The organism is Niveispirillum sp. CC-CTL257 (assembly GCF_059489915.1).
In genome coordinates, this window is record NZ_JCAJXE010000001.1 from 952305 (window position 1) to 970298 (window position 17994).

Genomic DNA, 17994 nt, shown 5'->3' on the forward strand with positions numbered 1-17994 from the left:
CCAAGGCCCCCCGCATTCCCCGCCCGGAGCGGGAGGTGGAAATCAAACTACTGGCCGATGCGGCGGACCTGCCCCGTATCGCGGCCTTGGCCCTGGTGCGTGACCGACTGGTCACGCAGGCCGAACCCGCGCGTCAGCACACGGCCTATTACGACACGCCCGGTCTGGCGCTGGCCAAGCGCGGTCTTGCCCTGCGCCTGCGTCGGCAGGGGATGAAGCGCGAACAGTCGGTCAAGACCCTGTCGTCGGGCGAGGGCGGGGATGGTGCCGGCATCGCCGTCCGCCGTGAATGGCGCTGGGATGTGGCCGGTGACGGGCTGGATACCAGCCTGCTGCGCCAGGGTGACCTGTCGGAACTGATCCCGCCGGATGCGCTGGGCAATCTCTCTCCGCTCTTCACCACCGATGTGCAGCGCACCATCCTGCTGCTGCGCGCCGGGGATGAGGGGCGGGTGGAACTGGCGCTGGATCTGGGCCAGGCAATGGTTATGTCGCCCGATGGTCAGCCCGCCGCCCGCCACACGATCAGCGAGGTGGAACTGGAACTGAAACAGGGGGAGGTGGCGGACCTGTTCCGGCTGGCAGCCGATATCCATGCCCGCGTGCCGCTGCGCCTGTCCACGCGCAGCAAGGCCGACCTGGGTCTGGCCCTGCTGACCGGGGCGCAGCCGCGCGCCCATCCGGTACGGCCCCTGGGCATAACGCCCATCACCACCGTGATGGAGGCGTTCCGGCATATTGGGCGCAATGGTCTGGCCCATCTTCTGGACAATCAGCCAGCCTTTACGGAGGGCATGGGCGATCCGGCGGCCCTGCGTGAAATGGCGTCGGCGGTGCGGCGGCTGATCACGGCCTATGGCCTGTTCGCCGACCTGATCCATACCGACCAGGGCGATGCCCTGCGGGACCAGTTGAAGGCGCTGGGCCGCAAGCTGGAAAAGGCGCGTGACTGGCAGAAGCTGGCCATGGCCCTGACCGAGTTGCCGCCGGAGGCGCGCAAGGGCGCCGTCGGGCCGGTTTCGGCGGCCCGGGCCAAGGCGCTGGACAAGGCCATGCGGCTGCTGGCCTCGCCGGAATGGACAGGCTGGCAGCTTGAGTTTGCGGCATGGCTGGAGGCCGGCGACTGGGCGCGGCAGCCCCATGGCTGCCCGTTCGGTACCACCCTGTCGGAAATCGCCGGCGACATGCTGCGCCTGCGCCTGGACGCGTTGCGGGCAGTTGGGTTGCCGGGTGACGTCGCCACCGCCGTCAAGGCCCACAAGCGCCTGCGCAAACTGCGCTATGATCTGGATTTCTGCCGTGCCGTCTGGCCCGCCGAACGGGTGGAGCCGCTGCAGCGCGCCGTGGATGCCCTGCGCGCACCTTTGAAGCAGGTGGCGGATGACATGAACGCGGTGGGTTTGTTGGATAAGATTGAACAGACAGCCGCCGCTGACGCCCTGCGCAAGCGGACGGCTGCCGCCTTGAAACCGCTGCCGGCTTTGTGGACGGCGTTCCTGGCGGCAGATGTGATGGCAGCGGTGGCGGCCTAGCGCTCGATACCGAACCGATACTCGCTACGGGACCGGAACCGCTGCCCCGGTCTCAGCACCGTGCCCGGAAAGCCGGGCTGGTTGGGGCTGTTCTGGAAATGCTGGGGTTCCAGGCAGACGCCGCAATGCGGCTTGTAGACGGCCCCCCCGCGACCGACCATGTCCACGGCATTAGCGGTGAATAGCTGCACGCCCGGTTCAGTGGTCCAGAGTTCCATTGTGCGCCCGCTGCCGGGATGGTCCAGGCGGACGGCCTTGCGGGGCTTGCCGCCATGCGGGGCACGGATCACGAAGCAGTGATCGTAACCGCCGCCTATACGCATCTGTTCTTCGGTGGAGGCGATATCGTGGCCAATGGGCTTGGGCGTGCGGAAATCCAGTGCTGTGCCCGCCAAGGGGCGGATTTCACCCGTCACCATCTTGTCAGGTCCGAAGGCGGTGAAGCTGTCAGCCTCCAGGGTCAGCAGGTGATCATGGACCAGCGATCCCGGCACGCCCGACAGGTTGAAATAGCCGTGATGGGTGGGGTTCACGACCGTGGGCCGGGTGGTCAGCGCCTCGATCTCCAGGCAGAAGCGGTTATCCGGCGTCAGGCTATAGATGACGCTGATGCCCAGTTCGCCGGGGAACCCCTGATCCCCATCCGCCGACAGCAGGGTCATGCGGACGGCGGCACCATCCAGGATCTGGCCTTGCCAGTTGCGCTTGGCGAAGCCGACCGGTCCGCCATGGACGGAATGTTTCGACCCGCCCGTCTCCAGCACCACCTCCCGCCCATCCAGCGGAAAGCGGCCATTGCCGATGCGCCCGGCGTAACGGCCGACCAGCGTGCCGAAATTGCGGGACTTGGTGCGGTAGCTCTCGAAATCATCCAGGCCCAGGACGATATCGGCGAAATTCCCCGTCTTGTCCGGCATGACAAGGTTGGTGACGGCGGCGCCATAGGTCATAACGCGCAGGCTGGAACCCGTTCCGTTGGCCAGGGTGTAGAGCGTGACCGGTGATCCGTCCGGCATCCGCCCGAACACCTGCTCCGTCACGCCGGGGCGTCCCGACATGCGCGTGGCGCACCCGGCCAGCGGCAAGGCAGCCAGGGAGGAGAGAAGGGCGCGGCGGGACAGAATGATGGTCATGGACGAAACGGTCCCCAAATCCAATGGAAAAGGGGCCGGGAAGCGGCGTGCATCCCGGCCCCCCTTGAACCAATCAGCTTATAGCTTGTAACGGGCGCCCAGATAGAACTGACGGCCCGTATGGTGATAAACGTAGGTGGAGTTACGGACGCCATCCAACTCGCCATGATACTGGCGGTTGGCCTCATCCGTCAGGTTCAGCGCCTCAAACGACACTGAGAAATTCTCGGTCACGTTATAGGAGGCCGAGGCGTCGAACGTGGTCGTCGCGGACTTGCCGATGGCCACGATGCCACGTGTACCGGCATTGGCCGCCGGCACCTGCTGATAATAGCCGGACCGGTAGGCGACGGAGATGCGGGCGTTGAACTTCTCCCCGTCATCGTAATAGAGCGTGCCGTTCCAGGCGTCGGGCGACAGATTGACCAGATCCGCCGTGACATAGGCGTTGCAGGCCGAGGTCGAGCAATAGTCAATCTTCGACGACACATGGGTGTAGTTGGCCTGCACACCCAGATTGTCGAACCCTTCCGGCAGGAAGCTGAACGGCGCCTGGAAGCTGACTTCAAAGCCTTTCAGCGGGCCGCCCGGCGTGTTGGTCGGCGTGCTGAACACATAGGTCAGGTTGGGGTCGCGCCCACCGCCAGCCGGGAATGCCTCGGCATTCATGGCGGTCAACTGCGCATAGGTCAGCGTCTGCTGGGTGGTCTGCACGAAGGTGGAGATGTCCTTGTAGAAATAAGCGACGGAGATCAGCGATTCCGGCGCGAAGTACCATTCAAGCGACAGGTCCGCCGTATCGGCGCGGTACGGCTCCAGCGTGACATTGCCCAGCGATGCGCTGGGGTTCGGCGCGTTCAGCGCCGACAGGGTGAAGACCGGCGTCAGGTTGGTGACAGGCGGCCGCGACAGCACCTTCGCGGCGGCAGCGCGCAGAATCACGTCGTCCACCGGTTCCAGCGACATGTTGATGGAGGGCAGGGTGTCTTTGTAGCTGTTCTTGCCGGTCACGGGCCGGGTAGCGTTGTTGATGAAGGAATAGCCGGTGGCGGTGACGTCCGTCTTCACCTGACGCACGCCAACATTGCCGCGGAACGGCATGTCGCCCAGTTCGGTATTCCAGTCGACCTGCGCCCAGAAGCCCAGGGATTCTTCCTTCACACTCCGCCAGTTGGCCAGGGTAGCGCTGTTCTCCAGTCCCAGGCTGCGGAAATCGCCACCCGCAATGCCGGTATCGCAGTTGCAGTTGATGTTGAAAACACGCTCAAACGCAGCCAAATCGGGGACCAGCCAGCTGGTCGGCGTGCCGGTGGGCAGGTTCAGACCCTTGCCAAAGCCGGTCAGCAGCTTGGTCACGCTGGCCAGAGTGGTGCCGGCGGGCAGGGCGGGGGCGACATTACTGGTGGCGGACGGACGGGCGAAGGCCTGGGCGTCGGACTTGAACCGCTTCCAGTTGACGCCGCCCTTGGCGCTGAACGTCTCGCTGATATCCCAGGCCAGATCACCCTGGGCCGTGTCGTAGGTATTGGTCTGGAAGGTCGGGTTCATGCGGATTTCCGACCTTGGATTGGCACCGGTCGGGCCGGTGAACGTCCAGCTGGACGGGTTGGTGACATCAAACCCGTAATCGATAAGCGGCAGGTTCGAATTCTCGCGGAAATCCCAGCTGTAGCCATCGGTATTCTGCCGGTCCATGAGGACCGTTGTCTGGACCGGATTGTCGAATTTCGACTTGGCCCGGCCACCCGTCACGCTGCCGCGCACCGTCTCGCTGAATTCATGATCCACGTTCAGCGTGTATTGCGTGAACTCGGTCTTCAGCACGTCGAAGCGCTGTTCAGACCGGATGTCCATGTCATCCAGCTTGGCATAGACCATTTCGCCTGTCTGCGGATCAACCACAGCCTGGACAATGTCCACTTCGGGCTTACCGCCCTGCGAGGCATTGCGGCTGAGCGACCAGGCTTCCAGGAAGTTTTCCTGACGCGTGCTGTCCAGCTTGGAATAGAGCACGTCGAAGCTGACGGTGGTGTTGCCCTCGCTCGGCTTGGCCTGCAAGGACAGGGTAGCACCGGTGCGTTCCTGATTATGGACCAGACGGCCATAGCGCGGGATGCGCGGGTGGAAGACACCGCCAGCAGAAGAAGCCCCGCCGGGCAGGGCGGCCGGATTCTGGAAGCCGTTATCGCCATTGGCGGGGCCCCAGCGCACGGAGCTGAACCCTTCTTCCAGCAGGTCGCGCTCCGAATAGGCGACCGACAGCAGGGCACCCACCTGATCATCCAGCCATGTGTTGGACAACAGGACCGCACCGCGCGGGTCCACTTTTTCCGACAGATCATTATAGCCGGCCTGGGCAGAGGCGGCGGCGGTGAAGCCATTGAAATCGAAGGGGCGCGAGGTTTTCAGATCGACCGTGGCACCCAGCGAGCCTTCCTCAACCTCAGCCGACGCCGTCTTGCGCACCGTGATATTGTTGAACAGTTCGGATGCGAAAACATTGAAGTCGAAGCCGCGGCCACGATTGGTGCCGCCAGAGCTGTCGGTGGCACCAGTGGTGGCCTGCGCCTCAATGCCATTGATGCGGGTGCGGGTGAATTCTGATGACAGGCCGCGCACCGTCAGTGACCGGCCCTCGCCGGCGTCGCGGTCGATGGAAACGCCGGGGATGCGCTGAATGCTTTCGGCCAGATTGGTATCGGGGAAGTCAGCGATATCCTCGGCACTGATCGCGTCAACGACGCCGGCCTCATTGCGCTTGATGTTCAGCGAGTTGGCAAGGCTGGCGCGGAAACCGGTAACCACAATCTCCTCCAGCACCGCGCCGCTGTCGGTCTGGGCCGGGGCTTGCTGGGCCTGCGCGATGCCGGCGGAAACCGCCAGCGACAGGGCAAAAGCGGAGACACCACAAGGGATTGCGCGGCGAAGGCCACGATGGATACGGGACATGGGATTCCTCCTCCTGTTCGGGGCCTCGATGCTTTGCCGCACCGTTCATCCCCTTTTTGCACCAGCGACAGGCGATTTCGCTTGCCAATTGTCACCGGTGTCATAAGAAACTATGCATGGTTTGAAACGGAACGCAAGCGGTGGGAAACAGGAAGCCGAACAAACTTCGTTCCTGTGGCGCGGATGCGAACCAGACGACCGGCGATAAACAGGGCAGGCGGATGAACCGTCGCCATGGCCAGGGAAGGACACCGAAAATGGCGCATGCGAAACGGTTACGGACAGGGGTGGCGCTGATTGCCCTTTGGACGGTGGTCTTGCCTGTGGCGGGGGCGGATGCGACGGACGGGCTGCTGTTCAAGGTCACGGGTGACAAGGGGCTGGTGGCCGACCGTGCCGTGGGCGACGCGCGCCCCACCTTTGCCGACAAGGTAACCGTGGTGCCACAGGGTGGGGCGTCTGGTGCCTATCTTCAGGCCGCCGACGATCAGGTCCTGGCCTGGGCGGCCCCTGGCAATATAAGGGCGCAGCGTGGCACGCTCAGCTTCTTCTGGCGCTCCCGCTATCCCGTTGGCAGCAATCAGTTTCCGCTGTTCCGCGTGTCTTTTGCCAATCACAGCAGCTGGGACATGGTGTTCCTGCGGCTGGATTGGAACGGCAAGGGCTTCGACGGATTCGTGACCGACACGAATCTGGCGCGCGTGCGGGTTTCCTGGGAGATACCTGCCGCGCCGGCCCCTGACGCCTGGACCCATATCGCCTTTGCCTGGGATGAGGCGACGGGGGTGCAGCTTTATGTGAATGGCGCCCTGGTGGCCCGCAAGGATCAACCGGCCTCCCTGGATGCCAGCCTGGATCAGTTCGGGCCCCACAGCCGCATCATCAGTCCGATCCAGGTACAGAGCCGGTATAATTTCCTGCGCGGCGGCGATATTGATGATATCCGCATCCATGACCGCGCCCTGGACGCCGCCGCAATCAAGGTGCTGGCGCAGGGTGGGGAGCCGGTGTCAGTGCCAGCGGCTCCCGATGGCTGGGCCGCATGGTCGCATCGCAACGGCTTTGACCGGGTCGACGATCCGCCGCCCTATCTGGCCGATGCCAGCACCCGTATCCGCAAGGTGGAATTCACCGAGCAGCGCGATATCGCGCAGCGCATGTGGAAGGGCAATGACGGTATCCGGGAAACCACTTGGCCCGGCGTCTATAACCGCTCCCGTCTGGCGGGGCGGCACGATTACTTCACCTTGCCCGACTGGAATGTCTATTCGATGGGCGGCAAGTCTGGCTCCTGGTTTCTGCCCGATGAGCCGTTCAATCAGGTGGAAATCCAGGGGGCTGCCCATGGTAGCCTGGACTGGGTTAAGGGGGCGACGGTTCCTGACGGCAGCGGCCAGATCACCGCCTATGGCGACCTTCTGGCCAAGCGCCGCATAGGCACGGAGCGCAGCACCACTCGGCTGAAGCAGGAGGCGACCGGGGGTGCCCTGCGCTTCGTAAACGCGGTGCAGGAAACCCCGATCCAGGAGATTGGCGCCTATCATGTCGGCCCCGGTACCGCGCCGGACGGCATGGGTGATTTCCGCTTCACCCTTCGTTTGGGTGTTGAGCCGGACTTTACCGGCATCCTGCCCCTGCGCCGCTTCATCGACGGTCGTTACCCGGAGGGTGAACGTGGTCTGATTGTGGCGATCCCCGATGCGGGCGTGCCGGTGCGCAAGCGTACCACGCCGCCGTTCAGTGGCCGTCCCGTGGCGCATATCGCCATTCCGATGGATCATCGGCGGCAGGAACCGGGGATGGCCCTGTATCGCGGCGCTGTTCAGGGGTTTGAGAATGTCGGCGGCCTGGACGGGATCGAACTGGTGATCCCGGCGCTGGACGTGAAGCCGACGCATAAGGGCGGGCTGATCGCTCTGAACATCCGGGTCAAGGACCCGCTGACGCCTGAGCGTGATCTGATGGATGTGAATGTGTCGGTCAAGCCAGGGGAAGCACGGACCCTATGGCTGGACACGCGCGACCGCATCCTGCCGTCTGACAAGCCTCTCTACCTGACCATTGCCTCGTCAGCGCCAGACTTTTCGGTGGCGAAGCTGGACGGGGCGGCGCTGCGTCTGGTGTTCAAGACCAAGGGGGAGGCCAAGGCCGAACATGCGTTCGACCGTGAACGCCAGATTCAGGATAATTACGGGTTCCTGGTGGAGGAACGGCAGAGCAGCCGGAACCTGGGCCTATTCCAGCGCTTCTATGAGGATATGAGCGACCTGCTGCGCATTGATCCTGATAATAAGGTTGGCAATGCCTATTGGTCGGAATGGAACCCGCAGCAGCCCTTGCCGCCGGTTGCTCTGGACCCGGCCCCGGCGGGTGTGCCGGCCTGGGCCTGGGGCCAGACCCGTTATCTGGCGCAGGTCCGGTCCTTCGTGAACTGGTGGATCGACCATCGGCAGGTACAGGGCGAATTCGGTGGTGGTTTGTCGGACGATACCGACCTGACCAACCAGTGGCCGGGTCTGGCCCTGATGGGCGTGGATCGGGAGAAGCTGACCCGGTCGCTGTCCGAGATGATCGAGGCCATCCATGCCAATGGCATGCTGACCAATGGCCTGGGCACCATCGTCACCGATGAACTGCATGTTTATGAGGAAGGGATCAATGCGCAGTCGCAGCTGTCCCTGCTGACGCCAGGTGATCCGCAGGTCGTGGAACGGCTGATGGAGACGGCGGCCAACTTCCCCGACCTGACGGCGGTCAACCCCAAGGGCAACCGCCTGCTGGTCTCCAACTATTTCGGGGCGGGGCACATTGTCAAGGAAGCGCCCTGGCAATGGTCGAAGCCCTATTCCTATCTGATCTTCCATCCCGGTATCCGGTTGGTGGAAATCAATGGCGATCCGGCCACGAAGAAACTGCTGCTGGAAATGGCCGATGGCTATCTGGTCCATGGCAAACAGGCGGCGGATGGCACCTGGACCTTCCCGTCGGAGATCAACTGGCCCGATGGTGCCACGCGCGGCAATGCCGGGCCGGAACAGACCAACCTGCTGATGTGGGCGGCGTATCGCTGGACGGGTGACGCCAAATATCTGCGGCCCATCGAACAGGTGCTGCGCAAGGGCGGGCTGTCGGCGTTGGCCGGCATCGTCAGCAGTGACCTTGCCATCGACCTGAACCGGCCCGACCTGCGCGCCGCCGTTCTGGAGCAGGCGAAGGCCGACCGCTATGCCGGTCCCTATATATACCACACGGCCTGGGTCGCGACCGGCGACAAGGGATGGCTGGAAAAGCAGTATGACAGCCAGCGGCAGTTCGCGGCGTTGCGCATGGACATGATGACCGCCGATCACTGGTGGACTGACCGTGTCGAACTGCCGACCCAGGAATTGCAGCGTCAGCGTCTGGGCGGTGTCGCGCTCTATCGTAACGCCATCGTGCGCGGCAACCGTATCGAATGGGATTTCGACGACAAGGATGGGGCGGAGAAGGCGGCCATGCTGGTGAAGGAGCCGACCCGAACCGGCTTCCGTGTGCTGGCTCATAACTTGTCGGACAAGCCCATCACGGCCCGCATCATCGGTGCGGACGTGGCCACGGGCGACTGGGCTGTGGCTGAAGGCATTGATGCCGACTTTGATGACAAGGCGGATAGCAGCAGCTGCCGCAAGATCGCCTTCGGCGAAGGGCAGGCGGTTTCGGTCACCCTGGCGCCGGGCCGGACCAGTGTGTTGGACTTTGCTCTGTCAGGACCTGAACAGGACTTGACCCAGCGTCCAGACATTGCCATCGCAGCCCGTGACGTGGTGCGGGTGAAGGGCAGGGTGGATGTGACCGTCCATAATATCGGTTCGGTGCCGGCCCCCACGGGCCGTGTCAGGATATTGGCCGCTGATGGCTCCGTCCTGGCGGAGGCACCGCTGCCGGCCGTTGCGGCACCGCTGGACCTGAAGCCGAAGCTGGCGAAGGTCACTTTGAAGGCGCCGGCAGGGGCTGTGTCGGTGGATGTCGTGCTGGATGGCGGCGTGGCGGAGGCACGAGCCGATAACAACAAGGTGACGCTCCGCTGAGATATTGGGGGCTTGGCAATGTCCATTGGACTTGTCACCCCCACAACAATCGGATTGGACGCACCGGGGAGCGGGTCTATAGGCTTGGATCCTGATATCCGCCACCGGTGTCTTCATGCCCGTCAATCTCGCGCTGTTCTTCTGCTCCGTCCTCATCTGGGGCTCGACCTGGTACGCCATCACGTTCCAGCTGGGGGCGGTACATCCGGCGGTGTCGGTGGCTTACCGGTTCCTGCTGGCGGGCGGTGTGCTGCTGGGCTGGCTGGCGTTGCGCCGGCAGTCGATCCTGCCAAAGCGGGGCGGCTGGGGTTTGATCCTGGCGGCGGGGCTGCTGAACTTCTCCCTGAACTATTTCATGGTCTATAAGGCAACCGCTCTGCTGCCCTCCGGTCTGGTGGCCGTGGCCGGGTCGGTTCTGTCCTTGATGAATGTCGTCAATGCCCGGCTGTTCCTGGGGCAGCCTATGCGGCCCGCCGTCCTGGCCGGTGGTATCATGGGGGTGACGGGCGTCTTGCTGCTGTTCACGCCGGAACTGGATGGCGGGGCGCTGACCGGCGGGGCCTTGATCGGATTCGGCCTGATGATGGTGTCGAACTACTCGGCATCGCTGGGTAATATGGTCATCTCTAAGACGCGCAAGGCGCAAATGCCGCTGATCGGCACCACGGCCTGGGCCATGCTGGTCGGTGCCGGGGCCATGGTGGTGGTGGCTTTGGTTCAAGGGGCCAGCTTCACCATCGTGCCGTCGGCCCCTTATTTCCTGTCCCTGGCCTATCTGGCGCTGTTTGGTTCCATCGCGGCTTTTCTCTGCTATTTCACGCTGTTGGGGCGCATCGGGCCGGGGCGGTCTGGCTATGTCGCCATTATGACGCCGGTGGTTGCCCTGGTCATTTCCACGCTGTTTGAGGATTACCATTGGACGCCGGCCGGCATTGCCGGCCTGATCATGGCCATTCTGGGCAATCTGCTGGTCATGGCGCCGGCCTCATTGGGTGCCCTGCTGCGGCGTCAGCCGGCCTGAGCGACATAAAGATTGGGGCCATGCGCACTTCGCGCGTGTTCGGATGCTTGCCCCCATGCTTTCGGTGGTGTATTCCCACCGCTGAATTGGCGGAGCGTAGCGCAGCCTGGTAGCGCGGCTGGTTTGGGTCCAGCAGGCCGGAGGTTCGAATCCTCTCGCTCCGACCATTCCCTTTCGGTTCAACCATCAGTCACAAGGTTCGCCATGAAGGTCCGGATTTATCAGCCGTCCAAGACCACCATGCAGTCCGGCCGCGGCAAGGTCGGTGACTGGGTGTTGGAATATGAGCCGGTCACCCCGCGCCGTCCCGAACCCATGATGGGCTGGACCAGCTCCGGCGACACGCTCAATCAGGTGCGCGTCAAGTTCCCGACCAAGGAGGCAGCATTGGCCTTCGTTGCCAAGAAGGGTTGGGACGCCGATGTCGCCGAATGGCAGGAACGTCGGGTGATCCCCAAGAATTACGCGGATAATTTCCGTACCGACCGTCCGCGCATCGGCCGGTTCTGATCCCTTACCCTATCCGGCCCCATAGCTCAGCTGGATAGAGCACTCGCCTTCTAAGCGAGCGGTCGCAGGTTCAAATCCTGCTGGGGTCGCCATCCATATGGCCGAAAGGGCCGCCCGTCCGACGTGACGGGCGGCCCTTTTTCGTTTCCCGATCGGCTCACGCTACCCCGTGCCATACGGCCAAAGCCACAGCCGGCATGCCGTGCCAGCCTGTTTCCAGAACCCGGCAGGAAATGCCTGTCTAGGCAAAAATCGCCCATTCCCCCCGGCTTGACCCACCCCAAGGCGGCAAGAATGCGCCGTTTCTGCCCCCGCAGACCCCTCAATATACCTCTTAAGTATAGGTCTCCGGGCTTCATCAAACTTGGCACGCTTCCTGCTTATCCCCTGTCGAACCCAATCGTGTTCACCCTCAGGAGGAAGAGACCGAAGCTCTGGACAAGGCGTTGAGCGAGTAGCGGTGCAGACCAGCCTTTAAGGCGTAAGCCAAGCAAGCCTGATACCGCGATCAGCAAAACGGATTGCCCGATCCGATAAGAAACTGCCGGTCATGCACTGCACCCGGCGTCTTCCACGGGTTACGGCGACGTCCTTCCTGACAAGTCCACGAGATCGATTTGGGCCGAAACGGCCCCTCTCACGGCTCAAAAGGAGATATACCATGTCGACCAGTGACGTTCAGTTGACCGCAGGAATGCGTAACAACCTGCTGCTGCTCCAGAAGACCAACAAGCAGGTTGAAAGCATCCAGAACCGTCTGTCCACGGGCAACAAGATCAATTCTGCCCTTGACGGTCCCACCAACTTCTTCGCGGCCAAGGGCCTCAGCGTTCGTGCCACCGACCTGTCCAAGCTGAAGGAAAGCATGGGCCAGTCGATCAGCACGATCCAGGCTGGCGACAAGGGTATCACGGCCATCGAGAGCCTGATCGAGCAGGCGAAGGGCTTGACCACTACGGCTTACGGCAATCTGGGTACCGACGCTGCCAGCGTCGCCACCCGTAAGTCGCTGGCTGACCAGTTCAACCGCCTGAAGGACCAGATCGACAAGATCGCCCGTGACAGCGGCTATCAGGGCAAGAACCTGCTGGTCGGCAACGGCCTGACGCTGGATAGCACGGCTGGCAGCCGCGCCAATGTGAACTCCATCGAAGGCATGTCGAACAGCCGCGTCACCAACGTGGTCAGCGCCGACACCTACTCCATCCGCGTCAGCGGCACTGGTGCCATCAGCGCCGATCTGGAGGATATTGCAAAGGCCGAAACCGCACGCGGTATCGCATCGCTGAAGGTCTCCGGCACCATCTCGGCAACCGCCGGCAACTTTGCCGATGTCAGCATTGAAATGCGCGGCAATGTTGGTCGTGAGCGTACCCTGGTTATCTCCGAGGGTAGCGAAAGCCGGACGGTGAAGTTCTTCGACAACACCCAGGCCGCCGTGGCAAGCACCACGACGGCTGGCACCTCCGGCACGCCGCAGACGTCCCGTGTCACGATCAGCGGCTCAATTGAGGAAGGCGACACCTTCACGGCAACCGTCAACGGTAAGGCCTACAGCTACAAAGTCACCGAAGACGATCTCACCACCAATGCGGGCGTTGCCCGCAACCCCGACGAACTGCGCCGCCAGGTGGCCAGCCAGCTGGCCAACGAAATCGCCAAGAGCACTGATTTCGGTGGTGATGGCTCCACGGCGGTGACGGCTCCCACGACCCTCGCCGCTGCCGATGGCACGGGGGCCCGCTTCAACATCGCCTATGACGCCGCCAACGATTATTTTGAGATCGGTTCGGACTTGTCGACGGGCACGGGTGCCAGCTTCAATATCGGTGCCACCTCCACCAACACCTTGGAAAAGGCGGTCTCGATCACCTTCTCCTCGGGTACTGTGGTGACCTTCACGGTTGACCGTACGGCCCTGGATAACCTGGGCACCAGCGGCAACGGTACCTCCACGGTCGAAAAGAATGTCGACCTGACAGTGTCCGCTACGAACCTGAACGGTGTCACCATCGAACGTTCGGCGGCCAACGCCCGCGGTTCGGGCAAGCTGTCGGATGGCGAGAACTCTCTTGCCTTCGACAGCGGTACCGTCCGCTTCGAGGTCGATAGCGCCACCTTGAAGCAGGCTGCTTCGGCCCAGCGGTCGAATAACCTGATCACGGTCCAGCGTACCGATGCCAACACCGAGAATGACCTGACGGTGCAGTTCAACGAGGCCAACACCTCCACCATCTCGGTCGTCTCACAGAACATCCAGACGGACGGTCAGGGCCTGCGCCTCGACTATGCCCAGAACAACTTCCTGGATCGTGCTGACATCGACAAGGCCGTGTCCAGCCTGGACTTCGCCACCGCGAAACTCCGGTCAACCTCACAGGCATTGTCGACGAACCTGAACATCATCCAGACGCGTGAGAACTTCACCAGCGAGTTCTCCAACGTCCTGACGGAAGGTTCGAACAAGCTGATCCAGGCCGATCAGAACGAGGAAGGTGCGAACCTGCTGCTGTTGCAGACCCGTCAGCAGCTGGGCACCATCTCCCTCTCGCTGGCCAACCAGGCCCAGCAGGCGATCCTGCGTCTCTTCTAAGAGGCGGGGTGGAGTGAAGAAGAGGGCGGCGACCGCGAGGTCGCTGCCCTTTCTTTTTGAGAGGCAAATTTCATTGAAAAATACAAACAAATTAAAGATAAATTAGCTTGATAAATGCAAATGAAATTCTCTCATTGCCCAACGATGGGCATTAAGGTACAGCCGATCATATGCGCTTCGTGATCCGCATCCTGATCTGGTCGTTGCTGGTGGGATTGGTGTTGGCTTGGCTTGGCTGGACGCCAGCTGAGCTTATTGGCCGTCTCTGGGGTCTGCTGGGCCACCTGCCGGCCTGGGTGCTCGGCATTGCCGACTGGGCCTGGCCCTATATCAGGCAGGGGGCGGTCATTGTGGTGCCGCTGGCCCTGATCGGCCTGTTGCTGGAAATGCGTCGCCGTCGCCGCCGGTCACTGGATGGCCGCAGCGTCGATTGACAGTTCCCGCCGGCAGGGGGTGTCAGTTAGGCAGACCGCGCTTCTCTGCCGCAGCGACATGAACCAACCGGGCCGCCTTGTTGAAATTGATGGTGATCATCAATGTGGCGCGTCCGCGGATCAGGTGGACATTCTTTTCCGCATCCACCGGCAGCGGCACCTTGCGGGCCATGCACAGCGCGATCAGGGCGGCCTGCAGCTCATTCTCGGGAACGGTGAGGGTTTCGCGCCCGTGGTCATAACTCAGGGTACAGGTGACACCCTCATCCCCGCTATCCATCCTCAGACCACTGATCTGGCCCAGCGGCAGTTCCTCCTTCAGGCGGCGCTTGCGGTCCAGCACGGCCGCGAGCACCTCGCGGTCGGTGAACAGGATGCAGCGTAGTTCCTTCATTGGGCAACGTCCGGTAGCAAGGTTATGGTGTCACCTTACGCTGATCCAATCGCATGGCCCAGCCCTGAACCTATGAACTTATGGATGGCTGCCCCGACAGGCCATTCAGAAACCGGGTGTCTGGCCCTTGTTGCCGTAGAGGGCGTCCGGCGACAGCAGGACCCGATCGGTGGTGGTCAGGCCGTCGGCATCGGCACGGCGATAGAAGCAGGAACGCCGGCCCGTGTGACAGGCGGGTCCCTGCTGATCGACGCGCAGCAGGATGGTATCGCCGTCGCAATCGATCCGCCATTCCACCAGCATTTGTACCTGGCCGGAGCTCTCCCCCTTGCGCCAGAAATTCTGGCGCGAGCGGGACCAGTAGCAGACGCGGCCCGTGCGCAGCGTCTCAGCGATGCTGTCGCGGTTCATCCAGGCCATCATCAGCACTTCGCCGCTATCATGCTGCTGGGCGATGGCGGGGATCAGGCCGTCGGCGTCGAATTTCACGGCGGCAATCGCGGCCTCGATGGCGGCATCAGGCAGGGGGAAATTGCTCATCATGCCTCCAGCGCCGCATTCATCCGGGCAAAGCCCGCGTCCAGATCGGCGATCAGATCATCCACATCCTCCAGCCCGATATGCAGGCGGATCAGTTCCCCGCCGGTCCAGGAGACGGCGGTACGGATGGGTGCGGGGTTTGAAGGCAGGATCAGGCTTTCAAAGCCGCCCCAGCTGTATCCCATGCCGAAATGCGCGAGGCCATCCACCATGGCGGCCAATGCCTTGCGGGGGGTAGGGGCCATTTCGAAGGCGAACAGGCCGCAAGCACCCGTGAAGTCGCGCTTCCATAAATCATGGCCGGGACAGGCGGGCAATGCCGGGTGACGTACCCGCGTCACTTCCTTGCGTGTCTCCAGCCAACGGGCCACCTTCAGGCCGGATTCATGGTGGCGGCGCATGCGCACCGGCAGGCTGCGCAACCCGCGCAGGCCCAGGAACAGTTCGTCCGCCGAGGCGCAGGCACCCAGTTCCACCGCGGTCTTCTTCAGGCGCAGCCAATGGTCCTGCCGCGCACAGACCGCGACACCCAGGCTGGCATCGGAATGGCCGCCCACATACTTGGTCGCCGACTGGATGGAGATATGGGCGCCATGTTTCAGCGGTTTGAACAGCAGGCCCGCCGCCCAGGTATTGTCGATCATCACGACAATGTCGGCATTGGCGGTGGTGACGGCGGCGCTGATGGCGGGCACGTCCTGCACCTCAAAGGTCAGCGATCCCGGGGATTCCAGGAACACGATCTTGGTGGTCGGGCGCAGAAGGCCGGTGATGCCTGCGCCGATGCCGGGATCGAAATATTCCACCGTCACGCCGGAACGCGACAGGATGCCGTTGGCGAAGTTGCGCGTGGGGGCGTAGGCGGTGTCGGCGATCAGCACATGGTCGCCATGGCGGGTGAAGGCCAGAAGGCTGCTGGTGATGGCCTGCAGGCCCGACGCATAGGAGACGGCGGCGTGCCCTTCTTCCAATTCCGTCATCGCCGCTTCGAAGGCATGGCTGGACGGGTTGCCCGTGCGGCCATAACGCACGGTGCGCAGGCCAGGGTCATAGGCGTCCAGCTCTGCCAGGGTCGGGAACAGCACCGTGGAGGCCCGGAAAGGGGGGATGTTCACCGCCCCCCCGAACTTTTCCGGCGCGCGGCCCGCGTGGATCAGGCGGGTATTCTCGGCAAATGGCTGGTCGCGGTCATGCTTGCTCATGCTTGCGTGGCCTCTGACGGGGGCAACTGCCGGTCGGGCAGGGGGATGTGGGAGCCGGCGGTCAGCGGGATCAGACCGGCCAGACGCGGATCGGGATCAAAGCGCACTTCCTGCTCCACAGGGCGGAATCCCGCCTTCTGATAGGTCATCAGGGCGCGTGGATGGTCCAGGTCGCAGGTATTGACGGTAACTTTCTCCACACCAGCCCCGTTCCATGCCGCCTCGATCGCCCAATCCAGCAGCCAGGGACCGATGCCCCTGCCGATGAATTCAGGGATCAGGCCCAGATACTGGATGTCGCAGGTTCCGGGATTGGTGCGGCTCAGTTCAACATAGCCGGCGGGAACGCCGCTGATATAGGCGACATAGATCTCCACCCGCTCATCGGCCAGGATCGCGCGCAGCTCGTCTGCCGGCATGGCCCGGCGGAACCACCACAGCCATTCCTCCCCCACAGTGTCATAGAGATAGCGGTAGAAGGAGAAGGTGCAGTTCTCCGCCCGCAGCAGCGACAGCCCGTGCGGATGCGGCCTCTGCCGGCGCGGCGGCTTGGCCGTCATCTCCAGATAGGTCACCGTAACCTTGATATGGCCCGGCGGCGGGGCGGGGAGGCTGTCGGTCATGCCTGCTTCTCCTGTAATCAGCCCACAATAACGCCTGTGGTGCGCTGATCGACCCCGTGTCCGTCAATCCTCCCCTTACGCTTCAAGGGGTTGACAGGTCATGCCGTTGCCCCTGTCGCGACCGGCAGATCCTCGCGCCCACCCCATTCGGTCCAGGAACCGTCATAGAGCGCCACATTGTCCACACCCAGCCGGTGCAGGCCCAGCGTCAGGACGGCGGCCGTGACACCGCTGCCGCAGGAGGTAGTGATGGGTTTGGACATGTCGATCCCCGCCTGGGCGAACCGTTCACCCAGGGCATCGCCGGTCAGCATCAGTTTGGTTTCCGGGTCCAGGATATCGCCGAAAGGCAGGTTGCGGGCACCGGGAATATGGCCGCCGCGCAGACCAGGGCGCGGTTCGGGGGCCGTGCCTTCAAACCGGCCGGCGGTGCGGGCGTCCAGCACCTGTTCGGCACCGCTTTCCAGATTGGCCCGCATATCCTCCACCGACCGCACCAGATGGGCGCGGTAATGCGGGGTGAAATCACCTTTGGCGAGTGGTGTCAGGGGGCCGGTTTCCACCGGGCCGCCAATATTGATCCAGCCGGGCAGGCCGCCATCCAGCACAAAGACGTTATCGTGCCCAAAGACGCGGAACATCCACCAGGCGCGCGCCGCACTGGATAGGCCCATCACGTCATAGACAACGACGATATTGTCGGACCCGACGCCCAGCGCCTCCACCGACGCCTTGAAGCTCTCGGCGGTCGGCAGCATGTGGGGCAGGGGGCTGTGCGGATCGGAAATGGCGTCAATGTCAAAGAACTGCGCGCCGGAGATGCGCTTGGCCACGCATTCCACCTTGGGGTCGCGCTGGGCCGTCGGCATATGCCAGGACGCATCCAGGAGACGGAGCTTCGGGTTGTGCAGTTCCGTTTCCAGCCATAGCGGGGAAACCAATGGGTCCGTCATCAAACGCTCTCCGATCCTGGAATGATTTCAAACAGGTATCTGT

Annotated in this window: 13 protein-coding genes and 2 tRNA genes; 8 read left to right on the forward strand and 7 right to left on the reverse strand. The window is 63.1% G+C overall.

The features are described 5' to 3' along the window. Window positions 1-35: 35 nt before the first annotated feature. Window positions 36-1532: a CYTH and CHAD domain-containing protein gene (locus ABC729_RS04645; protein WP_495606477.1), complete on the forward strand. Its 1497-nt coding sequence runs from the start codon at window positions 36-38 to the stop codon at window positions 1530-1532. On the opposite strand, the gene ABC729_RS04650 is transcribed toward ABC729_RS04645, so the two are convergent. Further along, complete coding sequence (locus ABC729_RS04650) at window positions 1529-2665, reverse strand: aldose epimerase family protein (RefSeq protein WP_495606478.1); 1137 nt, start codon at window positions 2663-2665, stop codon at window positions 1529-1531. The genes ABC729_RS04645 and ABC729_RS04650 overlap by 4 nt on opposite strands. 78 nt (window positions 2666-2743) lie before the next feature. Beyond that, complete coding sequence (locus ABC729_RS04655) at window positions 2744-5614, reverse strand: TonB-dependent receptor (protein WP_495606479.1); 2871 nt, start codon at window positions 5612-5614, stop codon at window positions 2744-2746. A gap of 257 nt (window positions 5615-5871) precedes the next feature. On the opposite strand from ABC729_RS04655, the gene ABC729_RS04660 reads away from it, so the two are divergent. The 7 genes from ABC729_RS04660 (at window position 5872) to ABC729_RS04690 (ending at window position 14239) form a co-directional block, all read left to right on the forward strand. Further along, window positions 5872-9681 (forward strand): LamG-like jellyroll fold domain-containing protein, encoded by a 3810-nt coding sequence (locus ABC729_RS04660; protein WP_495606480.1) that lies wholly within the window; start codon window positions 5872-5874, stop codon window positions 9679-9681. Between the two features lie 115 nt (window positions 9682-9796). Next, on the forward strand, window positions 9797-10702 hold the full coding sequence (locus ABC729_RS04665) for a DMT family transporter (RefSeq protein WP_495606481.1): 906 nt from the start codon (window positions 9797-9799) through the stop codon (window positions 10700-10702). A gap of 90 nt (window positions 10703-10792) precedes the next feature. Beyond that, window positions 10793-10869: transfer RNA gene (locus tag ABC729_RS04670), tRNA-Pro, on the forward strand. A 37-nt stretch (window positions 10870-10906) separates the two neighbouring features. Further along, window positions 10907-11212, forward strand: coding sequence for an ETC complex I subunit (locus tag ABC729_RS04675; protein WP_495606482.1), 306 nt, complete (start codon window positions 10907-10909; stop codon window positions 11210-11212). Between the two features lie 15 nt (window positions 11213-11227). Continuing rightward, window positions 11228-11304: transfer RNA gene (locus tag ABC729_RS04680), tRNA-Arg, on the forward strand. 569 nt (window positions 11305-11873) lie between these two features. Beyond that, window positions 11874-13805 (forward strand): flagellin N-terminal helical domain-containing protein, encoded by a 1932-nt coding sequence (locus ABC729_RS04685; RefSeq protein WP_495606483.1) that lies wholly within the window; start codon window positions 11874-11876, stop codon window positions 13803-13805. 170 nt (window positions 13806-13975) lie between these two features. Continuing rightward, entirely contained in the window at window positions 13976-14239 is a 264-nt protein-coding gene (locus ABC729_RS04690; RefSeq protein WP_495606484.1) for a hypothetical protein, read from the forward strand. Between the two features lie 22 nt (window positions 14240-14261). Here the strand turns inward: ABC729_RS04690 and ABC729_RS04695 are convergent, their stop codons facing one another. From ABC729_RS04695 to sseA, 5 genes are all read right to left on the reverse strand, one after another. Further along, window positions 14262-14633, reverse strand: a complete 372-nt coding sequence (locus tag ABC729_RS04695; RefSeq protein WP_495606485.1) for a hypothetical protein — start codon at window positions 14631-14633, stop codon at window positions 14262-14264. Window positions 14634-14738: 105 nt separating this feature from the next. Then, complete coding sequence (gene hisI, locus ABC729_RS04700; RefSeq protein WP_495608641.1) at window positions 14739-15173, reverse strand: phosphoribosyl-AMP cyclohydrolase; 435 nt, start codon at window positions 15171-15173, stop codon at window positions 14739-14741. Further along, window positions 15173-16375, reverse strand: a complete 1203-nt coding sequence (gene metC / locus ABC729_RS04705; RefSeq protein WP_495606486.1) for a cystathionine beta-lyase — start codon at window positions 16373-16375, stop codon at window positions 15173-15175. Before metC ends, hisI begins: the two co-directional genes overlap by 1 nt. Beyond that, window positions 16372-16998: a GNAT family N-acetyltransferase gene (locus tag ABC729_RS04710; protein WP_495606487.1), complete on the reverse strand. Its 627-nt coding sequence runs from the start codon at window positions 16996-16998 to the stop codon at window positions 16372-16374. Before ABC729_RS04710 ends, metC begins: the two co-directional genes overlap by 4 nt. A 98-nt stretch (window positions 16999-17096) precedes the next feature. After that, on the reverse strand, window positions 17097-17951 hold the full coding sequence (gene sseA / locus ABC729_RS04715; protein ID WP_495606488.1) for a 3-mercaptopyruvate sulfurtransferase: 855 nt from the start codon (window positions 17949-17951) through the stop codon (window positions 17097-17099). Between the last annotated feature and the right edge of the window lie 43 nt (window positions 17952-17994).